At 73.7% G+C, this 15,589-nt stretch carries 17 protein-coding genes; 10 read left to right on the forward strand and 7 right to left on the reverse strand.

The features are described from left to right. Window positions 1–7: 7 nt before the first annotated feature. The 5 genes from ACGF13_RS22295 (at window position 8) to ACGF13_RS22315 (ending at window position 5,032) form a co-directional block, all read left to right on the forward strand. Entirely contained in the window at window positions 8–850 is an 843-nt protein-coding gene (locus ACGF13_RS22295; RefSeq protein ID WP_392878195.1) for an STM4013/SEN3800 family hydrolase, read from the forward strand. Beyond that, a complete protein-coding gene (locus ACGF13_RS22300) occupies window positions 847–2,181 on the forward strand; it encodes an STM4012 family radical SAM protein (protein WP_392877706.1) in 1,335 nt (444 codons plus the stop codon). Before ACGF13_RS22295 ends, ACGF13_RS22300 begins: the two co-directional genes overlap by 4 nt. A gap of 11 nt (window positions 2,182–2,192) precedes the next feature. Continuing rightward, entirely contained in the window at window positions 2,193–3,092 is a 900-nt protein-coding gene (locus ACGF13_RS22305) for an STM4011 family radical SAM protein (RefSeq protein ID WP_392877708.1), read from the forward strand. Window positions 3,093–3,386: 294 nt separating this feature from the next. Further along, complete coding sequence (locus ACGF13_RS22310) at window positions 3,387–4,550, forward strand: methyltransferase (protein WP_392877710.1); 1,164 nt, start codon at window positions 3,387–3,389, stop codon at window positions 4,548–4,550. A gap of 101 nt (window positions 4,551–4,651) precedes the next feature. Further along, window positions 4,652–5,032: a VOC family protein gene (locus ACGF13_RS22315; protein WP_392877712.1), complete on the forward strand. Its 381-nt coding sequence runs from the start codon at window positions 4,652–4,654 to the stop codon at window positions 5,030–5,032. A 92-nt stretch (window positions 5,033–5,124) separates the two neighbouring features. On the opposite strand, the gene ACGF13_RS22320 is transcribed toward ACGF13_RS22315, so the two are convergent. Further along, complete coding sequence (locus ACGF13_RS22320) at window positions 5,125–5,868, reverse strand: rhomboid-like protein (RefSeq protein WP_392877714.1); 744 nt, start codon at window positions 5,866–5,868, stop codon at window positions 5,125–5,127. Between the two features lie 252 nt (window positions 5,869–6,120). On the opposite strand from ACGF13_RS22320, the gene ACGF13_RS22325 reads away from it, so the two are divergent. The 3 genes from ACGF13_RS22325 to ACGF13_RS22335 all read left to right on the forward strand — a co-directional run bounded on the left by ACGF13_RS22325 (window position 6,121) and on the right by ACGF13_RS22335 (window position 9,357). Then, window positions 6,121–6,810, forward strand: a complete 690-nt coding sequence (locus ACGF13_RS22325; protein ID WP_392877716.1) for a rhomboid-like protein — start codon at window positions 6,121–6,123, stop codon at window positions 6,808–6,810. A gap of 214 nt (window positions 6,811–7,024) precedes the next feature. Beyond that, complete coding sequence (gene argG, locus ACGF13_RS22330; protein WP_392877718.1) at window positions 7,025–8,437, forward strand: argininosuccinate synthase; 1,413 nt, start codon at window positions 7,025–7,027, stop codon at window positions 8,435–8,437. Window positions 8,438–8,652: 215 nt separating this feature from the next. Then, on the forward strand, window positions 8,653–9,357 hold the full coding sequence (locus tag ACGF13_RS22335; RefSeq protein ID WP_392877720.1) for a GAP family protein: 705 nt from the start codon (window positions 8,653–8,655) through the stop codon (window positions 9,355–9,357). 80 nt (window positions 9,358–9,437) lie between these two features. Here the strand turns inward: ACGF13_RS22335 and ACGF13_RS22340 are convergent, their stop codons facing one another. The 3 genes from ACGF13_RS22340 to ACGF13_RS22350 all read right to left on the reverse strand — a co-directional run bounded on the left by ACGF13_RS22340 (window position 9,438) and on the right by ACGF13_RS22350 (window position 11,577). Then, window positions 9,438–10,241, reverse strand: a complete 804-nt coding sequence (locus tag ACGF13_RS22340; protein WP_392877722.1) for a hypothetical protein — start codon at window positions 10,239–10,241, stop codon at window positions 9,438–9,440. Continuing rightward, the gene (locus tag ACGF13_RS22345) at window positions 10,238–10,810 is read right to left on the reverse strand and encodes an RNA polymerase sigma factor (protein ID WP_392877724.1); all 573 of its coding nucleotides are present in this window, start codon (window positions 10,808–10,810) and stop codon (window positions 10,238–10,240) included. Before ACGF13_RS22345 ends, ACGF13_RS22340 begins: the two co-directional genes overlap by 4 nt. Before the next feature lie 293 nt (window positions 10,811–11,103). Next, on the reverse strand, window positions 11,104–11,577 hold the full coding sequence (locus ACGF13_RS22350) for a MarR family winged helix-turn-helix transcriptional regulator (protein WP_392877726.1): 474 nt from the start codon (window positions 11,575–11,577) through the stop codon (window positions 11,104–11,106). Between the two features lie 169 nt (window positions 11,578–11,746). On the opposite strand from ACGF13_RS22350, the gene ACGF13_RS22355 reads away from it, so the two are divergent. Beyond that, window positions 11,747–12,157: an organic hydroperoxide resistance protein gene (locus tag ACGF13_RS22355; protein ID WP_392877728.1), complete on the forward strand. Its 411-nt coding sequence runs from the start codon at window positions 11,747–11,749 to the stop codon at window positions 12,155–12,157. Window positions 12,158–12,301: 144 nt separating this feature from the next. On the opposite strand, the gene ACGF13_RS22360 is transcribed toward ACGF13_RS22355, so the two are convergent. After that, window positions 12,302–12,652 (reverse strand): SHOCT domain-containing protein, encoded by a 351-nt coding sequence (locus ACGF13_RS22360; RefSeq protein WP_392877730.1) that lies wholly within the window; start codon window positions 12,650–12,652, stop codon window positions 12,302–12,304. Window positions 12,653–12,804: 152 nt separating this feature from the next. Here ACGF13_RS22360 and ACGF13_RS22365 point away from each other — a divergent pair, with 152 nt between their 5' ends. After that, window positions 12,805–13,290 carry a hypothetical protein gene (locus ACGF13_RS22365; protein WP_392877732.1) on the forward strand — a complete coding sequence of 162 codons (486 nt, stop codon included), beginning with the start codon at window positions 12,805–12,807 and terminating at the stop codon, window positions 13,288–13,290. A gap of 170 nt (window positions 13,291–13,460) precedes the next feature. On the opposite strand, the gene ACGF13_RS22370 is transcribed toward ACGF13_RS22365, so the two are convergent. After that, window positions 13,461–14,111 (reverse strand): beta-glucanase, encoded by a 651-nt coding sequence (locus ACGF13_RS22370; protein WP_392877734.1) that lies wholly within the window; start codon window positions 14,109–14,111, stop codon window positions 13,461–13,463. Window positions 14,112–14,250: 139 nt separating this feature from the next. Further along, window positions 14,251–14,877: a CBS domain-containing protein gene (locus ACGF13_RS22375; RefSeq protein ID WP_392878197.1), complete on the reverse strand. Its 627-nt coding sequence runs from the start codon at window positions 14,875–14,877 to the stop codon at window positions 14,251–14,253. Window positions 14,878–15,589 lie beyond the last annotated feature (712 nt).

Raw genomic sequence — 15,589 nt, forward strand, 5'->3', positions numbered from 1 at the left:
TCCCGACATGAACGCCGTCGTGGGCACCCACGACCTGCTGCTCGTCACCCTCGACACGCTCCGCTTCGACGTCGCCGAGGAGCTGGCCGCCGCCGGCCGCATCCCGAACCTCGCCGCCGTCCTCCCCGGCGGCCGCTGGGAGCGCCGGCACGCGCCGGGCAGCTTCACCTACGCCTCCCACCAGGCGATCCTGGCCGGCTTCCTGCCGACACCGGCCTCTCCAGACGGCCCGCACCCGCGCCTGTTCGCCGCCCGCTTCGCCGGCTCGGAGAGCACCGCCCCGCGCACCTGGGTGTTCGACGCCCCTGACCTGCCGACGGCCCTGGCCGCCTCCGGGTACCGCACGGTGTGCATCGGCGGCGTCGGATTCTTCAACAAGCAGGGCCCGCTGGGCTCGGTGCTGCCCGGCCTCTTCCAGGAGAGCCACTGGGCACCCGAGTTGGGCGTGGCGTCGCCGACGTCCTTCGAGGAGCAGGTCGCCCGGGCCGAGCGGGTCGCCGCCGAACAGCCCTCCGACCAGCCGCTGTTCCTCTTCCTGAACGTCTCGGCGCTGCACCAGCCGAACTGGTTCCACCTGCCCGGCGCCACTCGCGAGCACGGGGACTCCCGGGACAGCCACGCCGCCGCCCTGGAGTACGTGGACGCGCACATCGGCCGCCTGTTCACCGCGATGAGCGCCCGCCGCCCCTGCTTCGCGATGGTCTGCTCCGACCACGGCACCGCCTACGGCGAGGACGGCTACACCGGGCACCGGATCGGCCACGAGGTGGTCTGGACGGTCCCGTACGCGCACTTCACCCTCCCCGCCCGGGCGGCGCACCCCACCGCGACCTCCGAGGAGCGCGCATGACCACCGCACCCCCGCGCCCGGACTCGCCGTACCAGTCGTACGTCTACGCGTACCCGCACAAGACGGCCTACCGCCCGCTGCCCGGGCGTCCCCCGCTGCGCGAGCTGTGGGCCGGCGAGGCACAGCACGCGCTCTCGCTCTACCTCCACATACCGTTCTGCGAGGTCCGTTGCGGCTTCTGCAACCTGTTCACCCGGATCGGCAGCCCCGAGGGCCTGACCACGGCGTACCTGGACGCCCTGGAACGCCAGGCCACGGCGGTGCGCTCGGCACTGGACGACGGGGCCCGGTTCGCGCTGGCCGCGTTCGGCGGCGGCACCCCCACCTATCTGACGGCCGGTGAGCTGGAGCGGCTGTGTGACATAGCCGAGCAGCGGATGGGCGCCGACCTGAGGGCGGTACCGCTCTCGGTGGAGGCCTCACCCGCCACCGCGACCGCCGACCGGCTGGAGGTGCTGGCCGCCCGGGGCACCACCCGGCTGAGCCTGGGCGTGCAGTCCTTCGACGACGCCGAGGCGCGCTCCGCGGTCCGCCCGCAGAAGCGGGCCGAGGTGGAGGCCGCCCTCGGCCGGATCCGCGCGGCCGGCTTCCCGGTGCTCAACATCGACCTCATCTACGGCATCGACGGCCAGACCGAGGCGAGTTGGCTCCGCTCGCTGGACACCGCGCTCGCCTGGGAGCCCGAGGAGCTGTACCTCTACCCGCTGTACGTCCGCCCGCTGACCGGCCTGGCCCGGCGCGGCGAGCAGGAGAGCCAGGCCGCCTGGGACGCGCGCCGGCTCGCGCTCTACCGGGCCGGCCGCGACCACCTGCTCGCCCACGGCTACCAGCAGGTGTCGATGCGGATGTTCCGCCGCGCCGCCTCCCCGCAGGCCGGAGCGAGCGAGTACGCCTGCCAGACCGACGGCATGGTCGGGCTGGGCTGCGGCGCCCGCTCCTACACCTCGCGGCTGCACTACTCCTTCGACTACGCGGTGAACGCCACCGCGGTGCGCGGCATCATCGACGACTACGTCGCCACCGAGGACTTCCACCGGGCCGAGGTCGGCCACTGGATGGGCGGCGAGGAGCCCCGCCGGCGGCACCTGGTGCAGTCGCTGCTCCAGGCCGAGGGCATGGCGCTGGCGGACTACCGTGCCCGGTTCGACAGTTCACCGGCCGAGGACTTCCCGGCGGAGCTGGCCGGGTTCGCCGAGCGCGGCTGGCTCGCCGAGGGCGATCCGGCGTGCCTGCGGCTCAGTCCGGAGGGGCTGGCGCACTCGGACGCCGTCGGGCCGATGCTGTTCTCGCCCGAGGTCCGGGCCCGGATGGCCGGTTACGAGGCGAAATGACCTTCCTCGGCATGCCCTCCGCCCCACCGTTGCCGGAGGCCGGCGCGCGGAGCCTCACGCTGCTCTACCGCGGTCCGCTCGCCTCCTGCGACTACGACTGCCCGTACTGCCCGTTCGCCAAGCGGCGCGACAGCCCCGAGCAACTTCGGGCCGACCGGGCCGCGTTGGAGCGCTTCACCGGCTGGGCCGCCGGGCGCGCGGACACCGGCGACACCCTGTCGCTGCTGTTCACCCCCTGGGGCGAGGGGCTGGTGCGGTCCTGGTACCGCCGCGCGCTGGTCGAGCTGAGCCACCTGCCGCACGTCCGCCGCGTCGCGATCCAGACCAACCTCAGCTGCCGCACGGGCTGGCTCGCCGAGGCGGACCTCGACGCCCTCGCCCTCTGGGTCACCTTCCACCCCGGCCAGGTCACCCGCGAGCGCTTCCTCGCCAAGTGTCGCGAGCTGGACGCACTCGGCGTGCGCTACAGCGTCGGCGTGGTCGGCCAACCCGAGCACCTCGCCGAGGCCCGTCGGCTGCGCGCCGAACTGTCCGACGGCGTCTACCTGTGGGTCAACGCCGCCGAGGGCCTCGCCTACACCGACGCCGAGGCCGCCCAGTGGGCAGCGGTGGACCCGCACTTCGGCTACAGCCGGCACGCCCACCCCAGCGCCGGGCTGCCGTGCCGCACCGGGGAGTCCGTACTGTCGGTCGACGGCGACGGCACCGTGCGCCGCTGCCACTTCGTCCGGGACGTCCTCGGCAACCTCTACGACGGCAGCTACCGCTCCCGACTGCGGCCGCGCGCCTGCCCCCTGCCGGTCTGCGACTGCCACATCGGCTACGTCCATCTGGAGACCCTGCCGCTGTACGAGCTGTTCGGCGCGGGCGTGCTGGAGCGCGTGCCGCACGACTGGCCGTCGGGCCGGTGATAAATCGGTTGCGATCCAACCACTCTGTGTGAAAGCGTACGAACATCCGCACAGGACCAGCTGGTTCGGACATTCGGAAGGGAGGCCCGCAGATGGTCAGTGGTATACGGCCCGCCGTCGTGCCGGGCCTCGTACTCGGTGACACCTCGGCTCGCGCTTCGACGCGTGAGCCGCACCCGGCCTGACGCCCCGCGCCCGCCATCCCGGCGGCGCCATCGCCCGGCGCGCCTGCTGCTCACCTCCTCGTCGAAGCGCTCTTCGTGTCCCCTGCGCGATCGACCACGAGGAGTCCCGGTGTCCGACACCCACCGGCCCGGCATCGTCACCCTGCCCACCTCTTCCGCCCTGCCCGCACCCTGGCACAGCGAGAACGGAGCACCCCCGCCGCGGCGCCTGATCGTCGCCGACGACACCCTGTCCACCGGGGCCGCCTACAGCCTGGCGTGCGAGGGCACCGCCCTGCTCTGGCAGGGCACCTACCCCGGCGCACTGCGCCTCCTGCACGCCATGCGCCGCCGCGCCGAGCGGCGCCGGCCCCGATCCACCCCCGACTCCCCGGCCGATGCCTTCCGGCAGCACCGTCGGGAACGCGCCCGCCTCGCGCGTGTCCTCGGCACGCTGCTGGTGCCGCTCAGCGCGGACCACCGCGTCCGGCTCCACCGGGCGCCCGACGTCCGCGAGGCCTGCCTGACGGCCTACGGACCGCTCCTTGACAACAGAATCGTGTCCCTTCGCGAGCTCCTCGGTGTGATCGGCGCACACCAGTGGCGCACCAGGGGCGTCGAGGTTCCGGCCCTCGGCGCCCGCATCCACCCGCACTACGGGGTCTTCTCACCCGTCCGCGGCGAGTACGTCGACCTCGTCGCCCGGGCGCCGCTGCCACCGGCCGCCCGTACCGGCCCCACGGCCACCGCCCAGGACCTCGGCACCGGCACGGGGGTGCTCGCCGCGCTCCTGGCGCGGCGTGGACTGCGCGAGGTCCTGGTCACCGACGCCAATCCACGCGCCCTCGCCTGCGCCCGCGACAACGCCCGCCGCCTCGGGCTCGCCGACCGCATCAGGATCGCCGGCACCGGCCTCTACCCTCCCGGCCACGACCGGGCCGCCCTGATTGTGTGCAATCCCCCGTGGCTGCCCGGCTGCCCGAGCTCCAGCCTCGACGAGGGCGTCTTCGACCGGGACGGCCGCATGCTCCGCGGCTTCCTCGACGGCCTGGCCGACCGTCTACTGCCCGGTGGCGAGGGCTGGCTCGTCCTCTCCGACCTCGCCGAACACCTCGGCCTGCGCTCCCGCGCCGACCTGCTCGGCGCCGTCTCCGAGGCCGGGCTGCGCATCACCGGGCGTCTCGAAACCGTCCCCCGCCACCCCCGGGCCACCGCCCCCGATCGGGCCGACCCCCTCCTGCGCGCCGCCCGCGCCGCCGAGGTCACCTCGCTCTGGAGGCTGGCCCCCGCATGACTCCCGGCAGCCTCCCGCGCACGGCCCGACGCGGTCCTGCGCTCACCGGGCGGCACAGCCCGCGCGTCCCTAGCCTGGTGACAGGGAGGAGGCGAAGCACCATGCTTGGAGACGCTCCGCTACAAGCAGTCGTCCCCGCCACCGATCTCGCCCGCGCCAAGGTCTTCTACACCGGCACCCTCGGCCTCAAGCTGACCGAGGAGGGTGAGGAGGAGTTCGTCTGTGACAGCGGCGGCACCCAGTTCACCGTCTACCGCACCCCCAGCGGTGGTCAGGCCGCCCACACCCTCGCCAGCTTCAAGGTCGCCGACCTCGACGGCGAGATGACCGGCCTCCGCGGCCGCGGCATCACCTTCGAGGAGTACGACTTCCCCGGCCTGCGGACCGTCAACGGCGTCGCCGAGGGCGAGGGCATGCGCGCGGCCTGGTTCAAGGACAGCGAGGGCAACATCCTCTGCGTGTCCCAGCGAGTCGGCGCGTAGCCGCCCCGCGCCCGTCATATGCGCCACCGCTGCCCTGCCCGCTCGTACGGAGCGGACCGGGCAGCGGCGGGCCGGTCGGCCAGCCTCTGCCGTCACGAGCGTCCGGTCACGGCCCGCCCGCGCGCCCACCGCCCGCGTGCCCGCCGCCAGAGCGCCCGGGTCGAGGCGACCGGGTCGAAGGATCCCGGGCGGTCCCGCGTCAGCGGATAGCAGGCGAATCCGATCAGCGCCGCGCTGAAGTGACCGATGCTGGTGTAGTCCCGGCTCTGCTGCACACCCAGTCCGTAGACGACCAGCACCCCTGCCGCGTACAGGTACCGCCAGGGCGGCACGATCAGGTAGGCGAGTACCGCGACCACTCCGGCCAGCGCGTAGCTGACGCCGTAGTCCAGGGTGTAGACGGCCCTCGGCGGGGCCACCCCGCGGCGGATCGCCCAGCCGAGCACGCCCTCGCTGAGGTAGGTCGCACCGACGTGTGCGAGGGCCGCCACGGAGATCCAGCGCAGGGTGCCGAGCCACCGTTCGGCCGGCACGTGGAAGAGGTTGTACAGCAGGAAGTAGAACGGCCAGCCACCGCCCGCGATCCACAGGGCGCTGGTCACCAGGACGCGCGCCGGTGAGACCTGGAGATGGTGGAGGTTGGTCGAGCGCCGCTGCAGGACGCGGTCCGCGGTCGCCGGATCGACGTGCCGGATCACCTGCGTGGTGACGAGCAGGATCGCCAGCCAGATGTAGGTGCCCGGCGCGCGCCGGACGTAGGCCCACACCGCGCGGCCTGCCCGCGCCCACCAGGGCCGCCGGTGCGCTTCGGAGCCCCTGGCGGTGCTACCGGCCATCGACGCCTCCTCGACACTGCTCCCCTCACCCTCGCCCCCACCCGGCTCCGCCGCCACCCACCACCCGCCACGGCCGAAGCCGATGCGCGACCGCACGAGGGCTCCCGGCCCCGGACCGCACGCCCGCCTCCGGCCCCCACTGCCTTCCGGCCGCTCGCGTACGCTGGCGCTCGGACCGTCCGGCCACGGGCTTCCCGGCCGCGCTCCGGGCGAGCCCGCACCGGGAACCGCCGAACAAGGGCACCAGGCACGATGAGCGATCGCCTCACGACGAGGACACCGACCAGCCCCAATGCTTCCCGGCGCCCGGCCCCGAGAGCCGCCGCCCCGAGGTTCTCCGCCCTGGGAGCCGCCGCCCGGCTGCGGCTGACCGCGGCGTACGTCCTGCTGCTGACCGTGACGGCAGCCTGGCTGGCGAGCCAGGGCCATGCCGAGCGGGCCCGGTTCGTCCGGCACAACAGCAGCAATGTCCATCACCTGGAACTGGGCAAGTGGTGGACCCTGTTCACCAGCGGCTTGGTGGTCGACGGCGTCCCGGCCTGGGCGGGCATCGCGGCGGTCGCCGCCGTCCTGGGCCTGGCCGAGTGGCGCTGGGGTCCGGCCCGGGCCGGAGCGGTCTTCGTCTTCGGGCACCTGGGCGCCACCCTGCTCACCGAGGGCGCCATGTGGGTGATGGTGACCGCCCGCATCCCCGGCGCGCTCTCCCACGCCCGCGACGTGGGGATCAGCTACGGCCTGGTCTCCACCGGCGCCTGTCTGCTCGCCCTCGGCCCGCTCCCGCTGCGCCGCTACGGCCTGTCGGCGCTCGCGCTGGCCCTGGCTACCGCCTGGGCGCTGGACCAGCAGCTGGCCGACGCCGGCCACCTGGTCGCCCTCGGGCTGGGCGTACTCGCCTCCCGTACCGCCTGGCTGCGCACCCGGCGGCCCATCCAGCCGCTCTGATCAGCCCCAACCACCGGACTACCCAACGGAGTTGGCCGGGCACAGGACCCGCACGCGATGGCCCGGCACGCCACTCTCGCCACCCAGAGTTCCGCATGCCCTTGCATTACTCTGCAAATCTATGCCAGAGTTCGGGCATCGGATCGATTACGCCGAATCCCGTCACACATCGCTAGATCAGGGGCCCGCTCCTCGCGGGTCAGAGGGTGCATCCATGTCGAAGGTCTTGAGCAAGCTGCCGGTCGGTGAACGGATCGGCATCGCATTCTCCGGTGGGTTGGACACCTCCGTCGCCGTCGCGTGGATGCGCGAACACGGTGCCCTCCCCTACGCCTACACGGCCGACATCGGCCAGTACGACGAGCCGAACCTCGCCGACGTCCCGGCCCGGGGCCGCGCGTACGGCGCCGAGCAGGCCCGGCTGGTCGACTGCCGGGCCGCGCTGGTCGAGGAGGGCCTGGCCGCCCTCGCCTGCGGCGCCTTCCACATCCGCTCCGCCGGGCAGACGTACTTCAATACCACCCCGCTCGGCCGCGCCGTGACCGGCACGCTGCTGGTGCGCGCCATGCAGGAGGACGGCGTCTCCATCTGGGGCGACGGCTCCACCTACAAGGGCAACGACATCGAGCGGTTCTACCGCTACGGCCTGCTCGCCAACCCCAACCTGCGGATCTACAAGCCGTGGCTGGACCAGGCGTTCGTCGACCAGCTCGGCGGCCGCAAGGAGATGTCCGAGTGGCTCGCCGAGCGGGACCTCCCGTACCGGGACTCCGCGGAGAAGGCGTACTCGACCGACGCCAACATCTGGGGCGCCACCCATGAGGCCAAGCGGCTGGAGTACCTGGACGCCTCCATGGAGATCGTCAGCCCGATCATGGGCGTGGCCTTCTGGGACCCGGCGGTCGAGATCCAGACCGAGGACGTCACCATCGAGTTCGAGTTCGGCCGCCCGGTCCGGATCAACGGCCAGGAGTTCGCCAGCGCCGTCGACCTGGTCCACGAGGCCAACACCATCGGTGGCCGGCACGGTCTGGGCATGTCGGACCAGATCGAGAACCGCATCATCGAGGCCAAGAGCCGCGGCATCTACGAGGCCCCCGGCATGGCGCTGCTGCACATCGCCTACGAGCGGCTGCTCAACGCCATCCACAACGAGGACACCATCGCGACGTACCACACCCAGGGTCGGCGGCTCGGAAGGCTGCTGTACGAGGGCCGCTGGTTCGACCCGCAGTCGCTGATGCTCCGGGACAGCATCCAGCGCTGGATCGGCCACCCGGTCACCGGCACCGTCACCCTGCGGCTGCGGCGCGGCCAGGACTACTCGGTCATCGACACCCAGGGCCCCAACTTCAGCTACCACCCCGAGAAGCTGTCGATGGAGCGCAGCGTCGACGCCGCATTCGTCCCGGACGACCGCATCGGCCAGCTGACCATGCGCAACCTCGACATCGCCGACTCGCGCAGCAAGCTGGAGCAGTACGCGGTGCACGGCCAGCTGGCGCCGTGGAGCGGCCTGATCGGCGAGCTCGCCCCGGGCGGTGCGGCTCCCATCGCGGCCGGCACCGGTGACGAGGAGGACCCCACCGCACTCGACCACGCGGCGATCGAGTCCGGCAACGACTGACACGCTCCGCGCTCGCGGAGGGCCGTCGCACCCCAGCGGTGCGGCGGCCCTCCGCCGCTCTCGACCCACCCCGGCCCTCCCCCATGACTCCGCGTCCGTCCCCCACCCGCTCTCCCCACCCGACCTCACCCGAACGGCGGCACCGGCCGTGCGCCGACCGCCCGTCGGTAGCTGAATGGCGGACGGTACCCGGCGATGGGAAGGCGGGTCGGGAGATGGGTGAGGCGATCGGCCCGATGCTGGCCTCCGCGGTGGCGGTCGCGCTCAGCCCGCTGCCACTGATCGCCGTCCTCCTGATCCTCGCCTCACCGCACGGACGGGCCAACGGGATCGCCTTCACGGCCGGCTGGCTGCTCGGCCTGGCCGCGGTGGTGGCCTCCGTCGTCGCGGCGGGCATCGCGCTGGACCCGGCCCGCACCACGCCGACCTGGTCCTCCTGGCTGAAGCTCGGCCTCGGCACCGCGCTCCTCCTGCTGGCCGCCCGGCAGTGGCGCGAACGGCCCCGCCCCGGCCGGGTCACCGCGCCACCGGCCTGGCTGCTCTCGATCGACCGGCTGACCGCCGCCCGGTCCGCCGGTCTCGCGGCGGCCCTGATCGTCGCCCACCCCAAGACCCTGATCCCGGCCGTCGGCGGGGCCGCCTCCATCGCCGCCGCGCCGACCGGCGCCGGGGTCGGCATCACTACCGGCATCGGCATCGGTATCGGCGGGAAGGCGGTGGCCGCCACCCTGATGGTGCTCCTCGGCTCTCTGGGCACCCTGCTGCCGCTCGTGGTCCATCTCGTGGGCAACGACCACGCGCGGCACACCCTCGGCGAGTGGCGGGCCTGGACGGCCACGCACAACGCGGCGATCATGACCGCCGTTCCGCTGCTGCTCGGCGCCGAGTACCTGGGCGCCGCCGTCTCGGGGCTCGCCTGAACCCCGACCGGCCGCACCCGCCCCCGCACCGGTCCCCGCACCCATCGCCGCCGCCGTCCCCACACCCGTCGCCGCACCCGTCACCGGATCCGGACCACCCTCCGCCCCCGCACCGCCCGGACCCCCAACCGCCCGGGGTGCGCCCTCGGTCGCGCCGCCACGGCCTCCCGCACCGTCAGCAGGATCTCGCCGTCGTAGCGCTCAGCCAGCAGCCGTGCCAGCTCCGCCGCCCCGCCCGGCCGGACGTCGGGCGCCAGGTCCGGCAGCCGGCCCGGGGCGCTCAGGTCCTGGGCCTGGGCGGCCCAGCGGGCCGCGTCGCGCCGCTCGCCCTCGGCGGTGTAGTGCACCGCCAGGCAGTGCACTGCCAGCTGATCCCCGTACTGAGCGGCTATCCGCCACCAGAAGACGCCGTCCGCCGTGCGGCCCATGCCGTACAACAGGCAGCCGAGGGTCCGGAAGGCGGTCTTCTCGGCGAGTTCGAGGTCCAGGGCCAGTTCCCCCGGCTCCACCGCGCCCGCCACCCCCGCGCACAGGTGCCGCAGGTCGCGCCGCAGCTCCGCCCGTCCCCCGGCCCACCTGAGCTGTCCCGGAACCGCCGCCGCCCCGAAGCCCGACCGCACCCCGGGGGCGACCCCCACCCCCACCCCGGCGCCGGTCCCGGAGCCCGCCGCCACGGACGCGCCCGGGCTGGGCCCCGCTGCCGGAGCATGCGGGGGCCGGGCGCCGGCGGGCGGCCGGGCGGGGCGCTCGCGCGCCGCCGGGGCGGGTCGCCGGACGACGGCGAGCCGCTCGGCCAGTCGGCGGGTGAAGGCCACCGGATCGTGGTCGTCAAACTCCCGCTCCAGCTCGACGGCGTGCGCGTGCAGCAGGTCCGCGACCCTCATGTCCGCGCCCCGCCGTCGTCCGGGTGCTCCAGCAGGTACTCCAGGTGGCGCCGCCCGAGGCTGTAGTAGGTGCGGGCGGTGGTGTGGGCGATGCCGAGGGAGCGTCCGATGTCGGGGTAGGACAGTCCCGCCTGACGCAGCCGGACCACGTCGGCCTGGACCGGGGCGGCCCGCGCGAGCTCCTCCATCGCCCAGTCCAGCGCGTCCAGCTCCGCGAGCTCGTTCAGCTCGTCCTGGCTGGTGTCGGGACGGCGCTGGGCGATCACCCGCAGCCGCTTGCGTTCGGTGCGGCGACGCTCGCGCAGCACGTCCACCACGGCATCCTTGACGATCTTGAAGGCGAAGGCCTGCGGATCGGGGCTGGCCAGGGCCCGGCGCCAGTTCTTGTAGAGCGTGGTGCCCGCGTTCTGGACGGCGTCCTGGGCGTCCTCACGGTGCCGCAGGCGTTGCTGGGCGTAGCGGAGGTACCCGGAGTTCTCTCGGGTGAAGAAGGCCTCGAAGTCGTTCGGCAGGTCGCCGAGCGGGTCGGCTCGCAGCCCCCGCTCCTCGCCCGGCCCGGGAGTGCTCACGCGGCCCCCCTTTCGTCGGTCAGCTGGCCGGCCCACCTGGTGGCACGCCGACGGCCCCTTGGGGCTCGTGGTGTAACCGTCCGGGAGCTCCGCGATGTTGACCGGATCGGGCGGACAATTGCCGAAAGATTCCGTTCACATTCGGCCAGTGCCGCTGACCTGCCGCTTCACCCTCGCGAACCCAACGGACGCGCCCGAAACGTGACCCAGATCACAGGCCCACGGAAGGATGGCTTGACAAGCCCTCCAGGGCCACCCCGCCCCAACAGCCTCCGCTTCAGCCGACCACGCCCCTACGGAGCCGGCTCGACCTCGGCGGCGTCCAGCGCGGCGGTCACCCGGTCCAGCAACCCGCGCAGCGCCGCCAGGTCCTCGAGCGGCAGCCCGGTCGCCGCGAGCAGTCGGCGCGGGACCTGCCCGGCCCGCTCGCGCAGCACCGACCCCTCGGGGGTCAGGCGGACGGTGACCGACCGCTCGTCCTCGGGGCTCCGCTCACGGCGCACCAGCCCGGCCGCTTCCAGGCGCTTGAGCAGCGGGGAGAGCGTTCCGGAGTCCAGCCGCAGCCGCTCGCCGATCCGCTTGACGGGCAGTTCGCCCTCCTCCCACAGCACCAGCATGACCAGGTACTGCGGATAGGTGAGCCCGAGATCCCGCAGCAACACCCGGTACACACCGCCGAAGGCACGGGAGGCCGCGTTGAGCGAGAAGCAGATCTGCTGGTCGAGGCGGAGCAGCTCCTCGTCCGCCAGGCCGGGATTGGTGGTCATGGACCCATGGTACCGATCGCCATCGCGCGATTGAGTTGTGCGCAATTGAATTGCGTGCTCTACTTGTCGCAACGCAGCGACGACCGAGCGGCCGCCGCCAAGCGGTCCGGGCCCGCAACCGCCCGGACGACCGACCGCAGGAACACCCAGGACCCGAAGGGAAGCCACCATGGACGCGCTCTACACCGCAGCCGCCACCGCCAACGGCCGGGAGGGTCGTGCCGTCAGCTCCGACGGCCAGCTGGACCTCACGCTGGCCATGCCGTCCGCGCTCGGCGGCAGCGGCCAGGGCACCAATCCGGAGCAGCTCTTCGCCGCCGGCTACGCCGCCTGCTTCGCCAGCGCCCTCGGCCTGGTCGGCCGGCAGGCCCGGGTGGACACCAGCGAGGTCTCGGTGACCGCCGAGGTGTCCATCGGCAAGGACGAGGCCGGCTTCGCCCTCGCCGTCGTCCTGCGCGTCGAGCTGCCCGAGTCCCTCGCGGGCGAGACCGGCGAGCTGCTGGTCAAGCAGGCGCACGAGGTCTGCCCCTACTCCCGCGCCACCCGGGGCAACATCCCGGTCGAGCTGGTCGTCGAGTAACCGGTCGGACACCCCGGACACCCCCGCCGACGGACGAGGCCCGCCGCACGCGAAGTGCGGCGCGCCCTTCCGTACCCCGAGGCTCGTGTCCCCAAGGCCCCCAGGTCACGCCTCCCCGAGGCCCGCTTCCCGGGCCGCCCCGGATCAGTCCCCGCCCGGCCCGTTCGCCGAGCGCAGCGTGTCCAGTCGGTGCCGGTACTCCTCCGCGTCGATCTCACCCCGCGCGAACCGCTCCGCGAGCAGCTGTTCCGGGGCCGGCCTCTGGCCCCCTTGGCCCCCCTGCCCCACCTGGCCCCAGCCCTGTGCTCCGCCCACCCCCGGCCCACCGGCGCCCGGAGCCGCCCGTCCGGGCGGGATCGGCTGCCGGGTGTGCGACACGTAACGGAACAGGGCCACCGCGAGGAGCACCAGGATCACCAGGACCACCAGCATCCCGAACACCATCAGCCCCGTGCCCCAGCCACCGACGTGGTTGTGTCCGTGCCAGTACCTCATCAGGACCTCCTCCTCCGGCCCCGCCGGGGCCCGCCGAGATGAGCAGCGCCTACCACCATCGTGCGCCCGTCGACAGTGAAAGCGACGTAAGGGAAGTCCGGGACGACGGTCCGGTGCCCGGTCCGGCGTGCGCCCCGGGTAGCGTGCCGCTCGTGACCCACCACCCGCCGCCCATGTCCGCCGTCCCGCCGCTCACGGTCGGCCACGCACCCGACGACGACCGCTCCCCCGAGCAGCTCGTCGCCGCCGGGGTGCTGCGGCACCATCCCGACCCACGCCCCCACCCCGCGCTCGGGCACTCCCCGATCGGCTACGTCAGCACCGAACTCTGGGCCGAGCTCACCGCCCTCGCCATCGCGCCCACCGCCGCCGAGACCACCGCTACCGCGCTGCTGAACTCGATCGCCGACCGCGCCGTGGACGCGGCGCTCGCCCCGGGCAACGAGCGCGCCCCGCGCGACGACCTGTACGTGACCGACCCCGCCCACATCGGCCCGCGCCGCCGGGCGGTCTGGTTCCAGCGTTCCGGCCCGCGCGGCCCCCGCGACCCGCACAACCTGCTCACCCCGCTCGACCCACTCGGCGGGTACACCCCTCGCGGCCCGATCACCGCCTTCTTCGCACCCCGCGAACCGTAGGCACCCGCACCCCGCGCCGCACACGCGCCGCACACGCGCCGCACCCTGCGCACCCGCCGGGCCGCGCGCCCGGCCGCACACTCAGCCGCCGAATAACACGCCCCGCCGCACGCCCTGCCGCACGCCCCGCCGCACACTCAGCCGCCGAACCGCACGCCCCCGCCGGACGCTCAACGCTCGACCTGGAGGCTGTGGCACACCCAGCTCAGCCGGTCCGGCCCGCCGTACGGCGGCCGGTCGTGGTAAGTCCCGTCCGCCACCGACATGTTGACGATCAGGTACGCGTGCCACGTCGACCCGACCCCGTGCAGGTCCGCGTAGACGAGCTCGTCCGCCACGTACCAGTCCACCGAGTTCGCGCCGAGCACGACCCGCAGGTCGAACGTCGCTCCCGGCCCGATCCCGGCGCTCGCGCCGTGCCAGTAACGGAAGCCGCCCCGCACGTGGTTGGAGATCTCCAGCAGGTCGGGGTTGTCGGGGTGGTACTCGAAGACGTCCACCTCGTTGCCGCCGTCCCGCCAGGTCCAGATCGCCGGCCAGGCGCCCAGCTCGACGGGCAGCGTCACGCTCGCCGACAGCACGTCCCCGGCGCGGAGCTGGAAGCCCTCCGGACTTCCCTCGGTGGTCAGCAGACTGCAGCTCCACAGCCCGCCGCTGTGCCGCCTGACCGCCGTGAACACCCCGCCGGGGCAGTAGTCGCGGCTGAGGTAGTCGAGCTTGTGGTCACTTCTGTTGGTCGGCCCCATCCGGGGATAGGCGCTGCTGCGCCCGGCGGTCCACTGGCTGGTCGAAGTGAAGTCCGCGTCGAACACGACTGTCACGGCCGCCTCCCCGAAGCTCCGGCGTCCCGGCAGTCCGCACGCCGGGCACACAGGGTGAGTTCCCCGATACCCTCCGCAGTATGCGAAGCGGATAGTTCGAGCCCGGGACGAACGTGCGATTCGGCGCTGGCGCGGCCGGTCAGCCGACCGGCGCCGCGCCTCCGGCCCCGAGCCGGTCGGTCACCGAGACCACCCCGTCCACCGAGCGGCACAGGTTGAGCACGATCGGCACCAGGTGGGGTTCGGGCACCGTCCCGCTGAGCACCACCCGCCCCTGGTTGACCTCCACCCCGATCTCCGCCGGGCTGACCCCGTCGATCCGGCCCAGCACCTCCTCCACGATCTCCCGCCGGATCACCGCGTCCTCGCGCAGGAACACCCGCAGCAGGTCGCCGCGGCTGACCATGCCGATGACCCGCCCCTCCTCGTCCAGCACCGGCAGCCGCTTGAGGCCGTGCCGGCTCATCAGCCGGGCCGCCGCGACCACGCTGGTGTCCGGCGTGGTGCAGACCGGCTGCGCCGTCATCAGGTCGGCCGCGGTCACCTCGCCGTCCGGGCCCGCCTGGGCCGACTCGGGCGCCGGCAGCAGGCTGGCCGGGTCCTCCTGCGCGGCGAGGGTGCGCAGCAGGTCGGCCTCCGAGACCACGCCGAGCGGCCGCCCTTCCGGGTCCACCACCGGTACGCCGGTGATGTCGTACTCGCTCATCAGCGCCACGATCTCCCGGAATCCGGTCTCGGGTGAGACCAGGACCACGGGGCTGGTCATCACGGATTCGACGGTGGCATGCCGCACGCCGGTTCACCTCGTCCAACGATGCTGGTCCGACCGGGCACGGGTCGTCCCGGCCGGTACCGGCAGCATCGCTCGTGGCGGCCGCGATCGCCAGGGGCCAAGGGGCCGAACGGGTGGGACCTTGGGCCTCGGCCCGCGAACGCGTTCCCGACAACGGTCAGGGGCGGACGGTCGCCCCACAGACGGGGAGGGCACCGGCCGGAGGCCGTGGCGGAACCGCAGAACCAGCCGTTCCGGCCGTACGTGTCCGCAGGACCTGGCCGTGCACATCGGGGCCCGTCCACCCGGCGCCCCGCGTCCGGAGTAGCGGGCCCGACCGTACGGGCTCGACCGTACGGGCTCGCCACGCGGGCCACAGCGATCTTGCCGCCGGCCGTGGGGACGACCCCCTCCAGGGCCCGCGGCACGAGCACGCCGGGGTCGCCGCCCGGCTTCCCGGTGCCCGCCGGTCACCCGGCCGAGCCGGCGGCCGACCGAGTACGGGACGACGGCGTTCGGGTCGTGGAGGGACCGCGTCTCCTCCCGTGGTCCGCCCCGACACCGGAGGTCACACGGCATGATCGTGCCGGACCCCCGGAGTCCCGGCCGTACAGCCGGGGCGAGGTGGTCTCCCCGACCGCCGCGAGCGAGACGTTGCGGTCCGCCGCGAGCCGGTCGACGAGCGTGTCGACGGCCCGGGAACCCA

It is taken from the genome of Kitasatospora sp. NPDC048286 (assembly GCF_043201735.1).
Lineage (GTDB): Bacteria > Actinomycetota > Actinomycetes > Streptomycetales > Streptomycetaceae > Kitasatospora.

What these genes read in the sequence shown, in the direction of transcription:
- ACGF13_RS22375 (WP_392878197.1), bottom strand. Translation starts at nt 14,877, where the DNA reads ATGACCAGCCCCGTGGTCCTGGTCTCACCCGAGACCGGATTCCGGGAG.
- ACGF13_RS22300 (WP_392877706.1), top strand. Translation starts at nt 847, where the DNA reads ATGACCACCGCACCCCCGCGCCCGGACTCGCCGTACCAGTCGTACGTC.
- ACGF13_RS22350 (WP_392877726.1), bottom strand. Translation starts at nt 11,577, where the DNA reads ATGACCACCAATCCCGGCCTGGCGGACGAGGAGCTGCTCCGCCTCGAC.
- ACGF13_RS22305 (WP_392877708.1), top strand. Translation starts at nt 2,193, where the DNA reads ATGCCCTCCGCCCCACCGTTGCCGGAGGCCGGCGCGCGGAGCCTCACG.
- ACGF13_RS22360 (WP_392877730.1), bottom strand. Translation starts at nt 12,652, where the DNA reads ATGAGGTACTGGCACGGACACAACCACGTCGGTGGCTGGGGCACGGGG.
- ACGF13_RS22325 (WP_392877716.1), top strand. Translation starts at nt 6,121, where the DNA reads ATGAGCGATCGCCTCACGACGAGGACACCGACCAGCCCCAATGCTTCC.
- ACGF13_RS22295 (WP_392878195.1), top strand. Translation starts at nt 8, where the DNA reads ATGAACGCCGTCGTGGGCACCCACGACCTGCTGCTCGTCACCCTCGAC.
- argG (WP_392877718.1), top strand. Translation starts at nt 7,025, where the DNA reads ATGTCGAAGGTCTTGAGCAAGCTGCCGGTCGGTGAACGGATCGGCATC.
- ACGF13_RS22320 (WP_392877714.1), bottom strand. Translation starts at nt 5,868, where the DNA reads ATGGCCGGTAGCACCGCCAGGGGCTCCGAAGCGCACCGGCGGCCCTGG.
- ACGF13_RS22335 (WP_392877720.1), top strand. Translation starts at nt 8,653, where the DNA reads ATGGGTGAGGCGATCGGCCCGATGCTGGCCTCCGCGGTGGCGGTCGCG.
- ACGF13_RS22355 (WP_392877728.1), top strand. Translation starts at nt 11,747, where the DNA reads ATGGACGCGCTCTACACCGCAGCCGCCACCGCCAACGGCCGGGAGGGT.
- ACGF13_RS22340 (WP_392877722.1), bottom strand. Translation starts at nt 10,241, where the DNA reads ATGAGGGTCGCGGACCTGCTGCACGCGCACGCCGTCGAGCTGGAGCGG.
- ACGF13_RS22315 (WP_392877712.1), top strand. Translation starts at nt 4,652, where the DNA reads ATGCTTGGAGACGCTCCGCTACAAGCAGTCGTCCCCGCCACCGATCTC.